The 9234-nt window shown below is 70.3% G+C and carries 7 protein-coding genes; all 7 read left to right on the forward strand.

Going from position 1 to position 9234, the window contains the following annotated elements:
* Positions 1 to 1415: aldehyde dehydrogenase family protein (locus tag D471_RS0125445; RefSeq protein ID WP_017601231.1), on the forward strand; the 1415-nt coding region annotated here is incomplete at its 5' end.
* A gap of 335 nt (positions 1416 to 1750) precedes the next feature.
* Positions 1751 to 3322 (forward strand): GMC family oxidoreductase, encoded by a 1572-nt coding sequence (locus D471_RS0125450; RefSeq protein WP_017601232.1) that lies wholly within the window; start codon positions 1751 to 1753, stop codon positions 3320 to 3322.
* Positions 3322 to 4662 (forward strand): quaternary amine ABC transporter ATP-binding protein, encoded by a 1341-nt coding sequence (locus D471_RS0125455; RefSeq protein WP_017601233.1) that lies wholly within the window; start codon positions 3322 to 3324, stop codon positions 4660 to 4662. Before D471_RS0125450 ends, D471_RS0125455 begins: the two co-directional genes overlap by 1 nt.
* Before the next feature lies 1 nt (position 4663).
* Complete coding sequence (locus D471_RS0125460) at positions 4664 to 6613, forward strand: ABC transporter permease (protein ID WP_040691248.1); 1950 nt, start codon at positions 4664 to 4666, stop codon at positions 6611 to 6613.
* Between the two features lie 4 nt (positions 6614 to 6617).
* Positions 6618 to 7577, forward strand: a complete 960-nt coding sequence (locus D471_RS0125465; RefSeq protein WP_017601235.1) for a glycine betaine ABC transporter substrate-binding protein — start codon at positions 6618 to 6620, stop codon at positions 7575 to 7577.
* Between the two features lie 373 nt (positions 7578 to 7950).
* Entirely contained in the window at positions 7951 to 8490 is a 540-nt protein-coding gene (locus tag D471_RS36160) for a globin domain-containing protein (RefSeq protein WP_017601236.1), read from the forward strand.
* 77 nt (positions 8491 to 8567) lie between these two features.
* Positions 8568 to 9230, forward strand: coding sequence for a pyridoxamine 5'-phosphate oxidase family protein (locus D471_RS0125475; RefSeq protein ID WP_017601237.1), 663 nt, complete (start codon positions 8568 to 8570; stop codon positions 9228 to 9230).
* Positions 9231 to 9234: the final 4 nt, after the last annotated feature.

Consider the following 9234-nt stretch of genomic DNA (forward strand, 5'->3'; position numbering starts at 1 on the left):
GGGTCCGGGAGATCCTGGACCCCGCGGACGGATCCGTCCTCACCATCGTGAGCGAAGGCGGCCGCGCCGACGCCGAGGACGCCATCGCCGCCGCCCGACGCGCCTTCGACCACGGTGAGTGGCGCAGCACCACGGCCACCGAACGCGGCCGTGTCCTGGAGCGCATCGCCGACCTCCTCCAGCGCGACCGCCACGAGATCGCGGTCATGGAGTCGCTGGACACCGGCAAGACGATCGAGGAGGGCGGGATCGACGTCGACGACGTCACCAACGTCTTCCGCCACTACGCCGGTCTCGCCGACAAGGACGCCGGCCGGCTCGTCTCCGCTCCCGAGGGCGTGCAGAGCCGCGTCGTCTACGAGCCCGTCGGCGTCTGCGGCATGATCACGCCCTGGAACTACCCGCTGCTCCAGCTCGCCTGGAAGATGGCCCCCGCCATCGCCGCGGGCAACACCATGGTGATCAAGCCCAGCGAGATCACCCCGGTCACCACCGCCAAGCTGGTCGAACTCAGCACGGAGGCGGGCGTCCCGGCGGGCGTGGTCAACCTGGTCCTGGGCAGCGGTCCCGACGCGGGCGCGCCCCTGTCCGAGCACCCCGACGTCGACCTGATCTCCTTCACCGGCGGTCTGGTCACCGGGCGCCGCATCATGGCGGCGGCCTCCGCGACGGTCAAGAAGATCGCCCTGGAGCTCGGCGGTAAGAACCCCAACATCATCTTCCCCGACGTGGACCTGGACACCGCCGTGGACTACGCGCTCAGCGCCGCGTTCTTCCACTCCGGCCAGGTCTGCTCGGCGGGCGCGCGGCTCATCGTGCACAACGACATCCACGACGCCTTCACCACCGAACTCGCCCGCCGGGCCGAGGCCATCCGGATCGGCCGCGGCCAGGTCGAGGGAGTGCGGTGCGGGCCGCTGGTCTCCGCCGAGCACCGATCCAAGGTCGAGGCCGCCGTCGCGCGAGGCGTCGAGGAGGGCGCCCGGGTCATCGCGGGCGGCAAGCGCCCCGACGCCCCCGAGCTGGCCGACGGCTACTTCTACCGCCCCACGGTCTTCGTCGACTGCGACCGCTCCATGGACATCGTCCAGACCGAGGTGTTCGGCCCGGTCGTGACGGTCGAGCGGTTCGAGACCGAGGCGCAGGCGATCGAGCTCGGCAACGACACCGACTACGGGCTCTCCGGCGGCGTGTGGACCAACGACACCGCACGCGGTGAGCGCGTCGCCGCCGCCCTGCGGCACGGGACCGTCTGGGTCAACGACTACGGGCCCTACTTCCCGGGCGCCGAGTGGGGCGGCTTCGGTCAGAGCGGCGTCGGCCGCGAACTCGGCCTCGCCGGGCTCGACGAGTACCGGGAGGCCAAGCACATCTACCGCAATCTCGCCCCCGAACCCCAGCGCTGGTTCGGTTAGCCAGGGCGTGTGTGGTGGGCGCTGCCCGTCGCCGAGGAAGCCACTGCGCCGTAGGCGTCGGTTGAGGGTGGTGGAGGGCGACGGGCGGGCGTATCCGGTGCGGCTATCGCAAGGCCTGAGAAGGAGTCAGGGTGGGTGTCCTGTCGACTGATGAGAACGCCGCGAGAGTTGTGCTGGGGCGTCGCGTAGCAGGGTGTGTGTCCGCCACGCACGCCCTGACACCGCCCCGGACGGTCCGACCGTCCGGGGCGGTCTTCACCGGGGACCGGACCCGGACACACGAGTCGGTACCCCCGGCATCCCCCTGAGTAAGAATTCACGAGAGGAACCAGGCCGTGTCCGACAACCAGAGCACCTACGACTACGTGATCGTGGGAGGTGGAACCGCGGGTTCGGTGATCGCCAACCGGCTCACCGAGGACCCGGGCACCACCGTCTGTGTCATCGAGGGTGGCCCCGACGACCGCGACCACGAGAACGTGATCAAGCTCCGCGACTGGTTGAGCGTCCTCGACGGCGACCTCGACTACGGGTACACCACGACCGAGCAGCCGCGCGGCAACTCCCACATCCTGCACTCGCGCGCCCGCGTGCTCGGCGGATGCTCTTCGCACAACACGCTCATCAGCTTCCGGCCGTTCGCCGAGGACCTGGACGAGTGGGTCGCCATGGGCGCCGAGGGCTGGGACAACGCCACCGTCCAGTCCTACGCCGACCGGATCAAGTGCAACATCGTCCCGGTCGCCGAGAAGGACCGCAACGCCATGGTCAAGGACTGGGTGTCCTCGGCCGCCGAGGCGGCGAACGTCCCCGTCGTCGAGGACTTCAACGCCCTGACCTCGCACGGCGGCGGGTTCGCCGACGGGGCGGGCTTCCTGTCCATCGCCTATGACCCCTACACCGGGAACCGGTCCTCGGCCTCCGTCGCCTACCTGCACCCGATCATGGGCGAGCGCGACAACCTCACGGTCATGCTGGAGACCTGGGTCGACCGGATCGTCTTCGACGGCGACCGCGCCACGGGCGTCAGCGCGACCCTGAAGTCGGGTGAGCGCGTCACCGTCAACGCCCGCCAGGAGGTCATCCTGGCCGCCGGCGCCGTCGACAGCCCGCGTCTGCTCATGCTCTCCGGTGTGGGCGCCGCCGAGGAGCTGCGTTCGGTCGGCATCGAGGCCCGCCACGACCTGCCCGGTGTCGGGGAGAACCTGCTCGACCACCCCGAGTCGATCATCATGTGGGAGACCGAGCGCCCGGTTCCGCGGGAGACGGTCATGGACTCCGACGCGGCCCTGTTCGTCCGCCGCGACACGAGCGACCCGCGCCCGGACCTGATGTTCCACATCTACCAGATCCCCTTCGACGACAACACGAAGCGACTGGGCTACGAGTCCCCCGAGGACGGCTACGCGGTGTGCATGACGCCGAACATCCCCCGGTCCCGGTCGCGCGGCAAGCTGTACCTGACCAGCTCCGACCCGAAGGCGAAGCCCGCGCTGGACTTCCGCTACTTCACCGACCCCGACGGCTACGACGAGCGGACCATCGTCGACGGGCTCAAGATCGCCCGCGACGTGGCCGCCACCGAGCCGTTCCGCTCCTGGATCAAGCGCGAGGTCGCCCCCGGCCCCAAGGTCCAGACCGACGAGGAGCTGTCCGAGTACGGCCGCCGCGCCGCGCACACCGTGTACCACCCGGCGGGCACCTGCAAGATGGGCGCCGCCGACGACGACACCGCCGTGGTCGACCCCCGGCTGCGCGTACGGGGTCTGCGCGGTCTGCGCGTCGCCGACGCCTCCGTCTTCCCGACGCTGCCCACACCCAACCCCATGGTGATGGTGCTGGCGCTCGGCGAGCGTGCCGCGGATCTGATCCGCGCCGATCGTGTCGTCCGGAAGGAGGAGGCCTGATGAGCACGCAGACGGCCGAGGCGGCCGGTCCGCCGAGCGGTGGGGCCGAGGTCACCTTCTCGGTCCGCAACCTGTGGAAGATCTTCGGGAAGAACGCCGACAAGGTCATCGGCACCGAACTGGAGAGCGCGGACCGCGACCGCATCCGGGAGGAGACCGGCTGCACCGTCGCCGTGCGCGACGTGTCCTTCGACGTCCACCCCGGTGAGATCTTCGTGGTCATGGGCCTGTCGGGGTCGGGCAAGTCGACCCTGATCCGGTGCCTGACCCGCCTGATCGAACCGACCTCGGGCCAGGTCCTGCTCGACGGCGAGGACATCGAGGAGGCCAGCCCGCAGCGCCTGCGGGAACTGCGCCGCCACAAGATGGCGATGGTCTTCCAGCACTTCGGCCTTCTGCCCAACCGGAGGATCATCGACAACGTGGCCTACGGGCTGGAGGTGCGCGGGATGCCGCGCCCCGAACGCCACGCCCGGGCCCGCGAGATGATCGAGATGGTCGGGCTGTCCGGGTACGAGAACTCCCGCCCGAGCCAGCTGAGCGGCGGCATGCAGCAGCGGGTCGGCCTGGCCCGCGCGCTCGCCGTCGACCCGCAGGTCCTGTTGTTCGACGAGCCGTTCAGCGCCCTGGATCCGCTGATCCGCCGCGACATGCAGGCCGAGGTCATCCGGCTCCAGCGCGAGCTCGACAAGACGTCGGTGTTCATCACCCACGACCTGCAGGAGGCGCTCAAGCTCGGCGACCGCATCGCCATCATGCGCGACGGCGAGCTGGTGCAGGTGGGTACGCCGGAGCAGGTGGTCGGCCGCCCGGCCGACGCCTACGTCGCCGACTTCACCTCGGACGTCGCCCGTACCACGGTGCTCACCGCACGCTGGCTGGTTCGCGACGCGTTCCCCGAGGAGCGCACCGACGGTCCGGTCTGCCAGGCGCGCACCGTCCTGGCGGAGGTCCTGCCGATGCTGGCCGCCACCACGGCGCCCGTGCGGGTCATGGACGGGGACACCTTCCTCGGGTACGTGGGCCGCGACGACGTGCTGCGCGCGATCGCCGAGGACCAGCTGGCCGACGCCACGGTCGCGGCGGCCATCGAGGAGGAGGCCGTCGAGGAGATCGGCGAGGAACCGACGGACGGCGAACCGGGCGGGAACGCCCGACCGTCCGGGGCGGACACCGACACCGGAGCCGACGACGGGGAGACGTCCGGGGCCGAACCCGGGCAGGGCACGGGCGGCGCGGCCGCACCGGAGCCCGGCGGGTCCTCCGACGCGGGCGGCTACAACGGACCCAGCGGCTACAAGGGGCACGGCGGTCCGGCCCCGACCGGGGACGGTGGGTGACATGGCCACGGTGACCAGGTCGGACTCCGGTCAGACCACCGGGAACTCGGCCGACGGCACTCCTCTGACGTGGACCTGGGTCCAGGCGGTCATCGCGATCGCGGTGCTCGTCGCCGGATACTGGGTGAGCCGCGCGCTGGGCCACCCCGGGTGGTCGGGTCCCTTCCCGTCCGCCACCGGCGAGTGGTTCATGGCGCGGATGGACGACCTCTACCTGTGGATCGTCCTCAACCGCAACGACAGCCCGCTGTTCCTGTACGGGTTCAACTACGTCTCGGTGGGTCTGGGGTCGGCGGTCGTGCTGATCAACCAGATCCTCGACTTCCTCACCTGGGTGGGCGTCACCGTCCTCGGGGTGCTCGCCTCCTGGCGGATCGCCGGATGGCGGGTGGCGCTGCTCGTGCTGGTCACGTTCGCGGTGTTCGCGCTGACCGGGCTGTGGAACGAGTCGATGACCACGCTTTCGCTGATCATCACCTCGGTCCTGGCCGCCCTGCTGGTCGGCCTCCCGCTGGGTGTCCTGGCCGGGCGCAGCGAACGGTTCTACCGGGGCATCCGGCCGGTGCTGGACTTCATGCAGATCCTGCCCGCCTTCGCCTACCTGCTGCCGTTCGTGCTGCTCTTCGGTATCGGCAACCCGGCCGCGGTCGTGGTGACGGCGGTGTACGCGATGCCGCCCGCGGTGCGGATCACGGCCCTGGCCATCCGCGAGGTCGACAAGGGCGCGATCGAGGCGACGACGTCGCTCGGCTCCACCCCCTGGCAGGTCCTCACCAAGGTGCAGCTCCCGATGGCGCGGCGCACCATCCTGCTGGGCGTCAACCAGACCATCATGCTCGCGGTCTCCATGGTCGTGATCGCGTCGGTCATCGGCGCGGGCGGTCTCGGTGACGCGATCTACCAAGCGCTGGCCAAGGTCAACGTCGGCCAGGCGTTCCAGGCCGGTGTCGCGATCGTTATGCTGGCGATCGCGATGGACCGGGTGACGGGCGCGGTCGGGCACGGCGCCCGCACGCCGCAGATCGCCCCGCGGTTTCGCCTTCCGGTGCTCGGCGCCGGCCTGGCGATCGTGATCGCCTCGGTCGGTGTGGCGCGCTTCCTGGGCGTGGACGGGTGGCCGCGTGACCTGGCGGTCGACATCAGCGACCCGATCAACGCGTTCAACGAGTGGTTCGAGGCGGTGGCGGGCGGTTTCACCGCGGCCCTGGGCACCGTGACCCAGAGCTTCGTGATCAACCCGCTGACCGCCGTGCTCACGGGGTCGCCCTGGTGGCTGGTGGTGCTCGTCGCCGCCGCGCTGGGGTGGATCTTCGCCGGGGTGCGCACCGCCGTGATCTCGGGTGTGTCCTTCGTCGTCGTCGGTCTGCTCGGTGTGTGGACCGAGGCGATGGACACCCTGGCGCAGGTCCTGGTCGCGGCGCTGGTGACGATCGCGCTGGGCGTGGTCATCGGCGTCCTGGCCTCGCGCAGCGACGTGTTCGCGGCGATCCTGAAGCCGATCCTGGACGCGATGCAGACCCTGCCGCCGTTCGTGTACCTGATCCCGGCCGTGGCGTTCTTCGGTCTGGGGCCGGTCCCCGCGCTGGTCGCGGCGGTCGTCTTCGCCCTGCCGCCGGTGATCCGGCTGGTCAACGACGGCATCCGGGGGGTGCCCGCGAATACCCTGGAAGCCGGGGTGTCGCAGGGTTCCACGAAGTGGCAGCTGCTCACCAAGGTGGAGCTGCCGATGGCGCGCGGGTCGCTGCTGCTCGCGGTCAACCAGGGCATCATCCTCGTGCTGTCCATGGTGGTCATGGGCGCGTTGGTCGGTGCGGGGGCGCTCGGCTTCGGTGTCGTGTTCGGCCTGGCGCAGAACCAGTTCGGCCTGGGTCTGGCCTCCGGCCTGGCGATCGTCTGCCTGGGCCTGTTCCTGGACCGCGTGACGCAGGGAAGGAGGGCACCCCGTGCCTAGGTTCATGAGGAAGGGCGCCCTGATCCGCCTGCTCGCGGTGGTGCTGGCCGCGGTGTCGGTCAGCTCCTGCGCGGTGCGCACGGACCAGGTCGCCCGGGACCCCAACACCGTGCGGATCGCCGTCAACGGATGGGTGGGGTACGAGGCCAGCGCCGAGGTGCTGGCCTACATCCTCCGCGAGGAGATGGGCTACGAGGTCCAGCTCATGCGGGTGGACGAGCAGCCCGCCTGGCAGGCGCTCGACCAGGGCGTGCTGGACGTCATCGTGGAGAACTGGGGTCACGAGGACCTCATGGAGCTCTACGGCCCCGAGGGCAAGGGGACGGTCGTCGACGGCGGCCCCACCGGCAACGAGGGTGTGATCGGCTGGTACGTCCCCGCCTACCTGGTGGAGGAGTACCCCGAGATCGCGACCATGGAGGGCATCAAGGAGTACTCCGAGCTGTTCCGGACGGCGCAGACCGGGGACAGCGGGGAGTTCCTCGCCGGCGCCCCCGGGTTCGTCACCCAGGACCAGGGCATGATCAACGCCTTCGACCTGGACCTGGAGATCGTCTACGCCGGGTCGGAGGCATCGCAGATCACCGAGGTCAGGCGACGGTACGCGAACGAGGAGCCGGTGCTCTTCTACTTCTACGACCCGCAGTGGCTCCAGGACGAGCTCGACCTGGTCAAGGTGGAGTTCCCGCCCTACTTCGAGGGGTGCGACGACGACCTGGAGGACGTCCCCTGCGACTACCCGGTCTACGAGCTGAACAAGATCTTCCGGGCCGGGTTCGTGGAGACGGGTGACCCCGCCTACCAGTTCCTCGACAACTGGCGGTGGAGCAACTCCAACCAGAACGCCGTGGCGCGGATGATCGCGGACGAGGGGCTCGACCCCTCGGAGGCGGCCGAGATCTGGGTGGAGGAGAACCCGGACGTGTGGCGCGACTGGATCCCCGAGGGATACGAGGGGCGCTGATCCGGACCGATGGCCGGGGTGGGGAGGACCCGCCCCGGCCATCGTCGTCCGGTCACGTGTGGTGACCAATGTGGCGCACGGTGACGGTGTGCCAGCGGAAGGTCTCTGTTAGAGTACGACCACTTCTGCGACAAACGGGCAGAAAGCGGCTCTCAGCCATCCGTGCGAACCCCATGATTCCGCCGTCCGGCCACCGGAGCGCGGACCGTCGCACAGTGCCGCGTTCACCCGCCGCTGGCTCCCGACAGGACCCGCGGTCGTCGCGGAGCGCACCGGTCGCGCAAGCGGCCCCTGACCCGGAGCGGCGGCGCGCACGCCGTTCGCGCCCCCGGTGATCCGGTGTCGCCCTGTCACCGATACCCCTTGGAACGTTATGGCTCCCCGCTCGCTGGCCCACGTCCCTCTTCCCGACCAGTCGGTCATCGACGCCGTCCGCCGTTCCTGTTCGGAACTGCCCACCGGTTCGACCCGCCTGGCCGAGACCTTCTACAAGCACCTCTTCCAGATGGCCCCCGGCGTGCGGAGCATGTTCGCCGACGATCTGCGGCCCCAGCACCGGCGGATGGCCCAGGCCCTCCTCCAGGTCGTCCATTACCTCGACACGCCCGACGAGGTCGCACGTGAGCTGCGCGCGCTCGGCGCCCAGCACCACGGGGAACTGGGGGTCCAACCCGAGCACTACCCCTACGTCGGCCGCGCCCTGGTCCGCGCGGTCAGCGAGATCTCCCCGACCTGGTCCTCCTCGATGAGCTCCGCGTGGGTGCTGGTCTACGAATGGATCACCGCCAACATGCTCGCCGGTGTCGAGCAGGATTCTGGGAGCGCTTCCATGGGTTCCGCCGAGCGTGCTCCCGCCAGTGCCGCCGGGCGCGGCGCGGCGGCGCACCGCCGGTACGCCCGGACCACGCGTTGATCGAGCCCGGCGGAACGCCTCCGCGACCGCACCCCTTCCCGACGCCATCCCCGACCCCGACCCCGCGAGGGACTCCGATGACGCGACACGACGGCCGCACCCCTGGTACGGAGGGTGAACGCCACGTCCAGGCGGTTCTCGGCACCGCCGACCGCGCCGACCGCTTCTACCAGGATCAGATGCTCGACCATCTGAACCCGAGCATGCGCGAGTTCGTCGCCCGCCAGCAGATGCTGTTCATCGCCACCTCCGACGGGAAGGGCGAGTGCGACTCCAGCTTCCGCGCGGGACCGCCCGGGTTCGTCCACACGATCGACGAGTACACCGTCGCCTATCCGGAGTACCGGGGCAACGGTGTGTTCGCCAGCGTCGGCAACATCATGGAGAACCCGCACATCGGCCTGATGTTCCTCGACTTCCTGCACGATCGGATCGGGCTGCACGTCAACGGACGCGCCCGGATCGTCGAGGACGACCGGATCCGTGAGCACGTTCCCGCGCTCCCGACGCCGGAGGTGCCCGGGCAGCGCGCGCTCGTGTGGGTCCTCGTCCACGTCGAGGAGGCCTACATCCACTGCCGCAAGCACATCCCCCGCCTACGCGAGGTCGGCCGGGACGAGGCCTGGGGCACCGACGACGTCAAGAGCAAGGGCGGCGACTTCTTCGGGGCCAAGGCGACCCCGAGCCCGTGGGCGCTCCCCGAGCCCGCGGCGCACGGCGGCCGCCACGGCGGGGTGTAGGGCC

Origin of the sequence: Nocardiopsis lucentensis DSM 44048, assembly GCF_000341125.1 — a bacterium.
GTDB classification, from domain to species: Bacteria; Actinomycetota; Actinomycetes; order Streptosporangiales; family Streptosporangiaceae; genus Nocardiopsis; species Nocardiopsis lucentensis.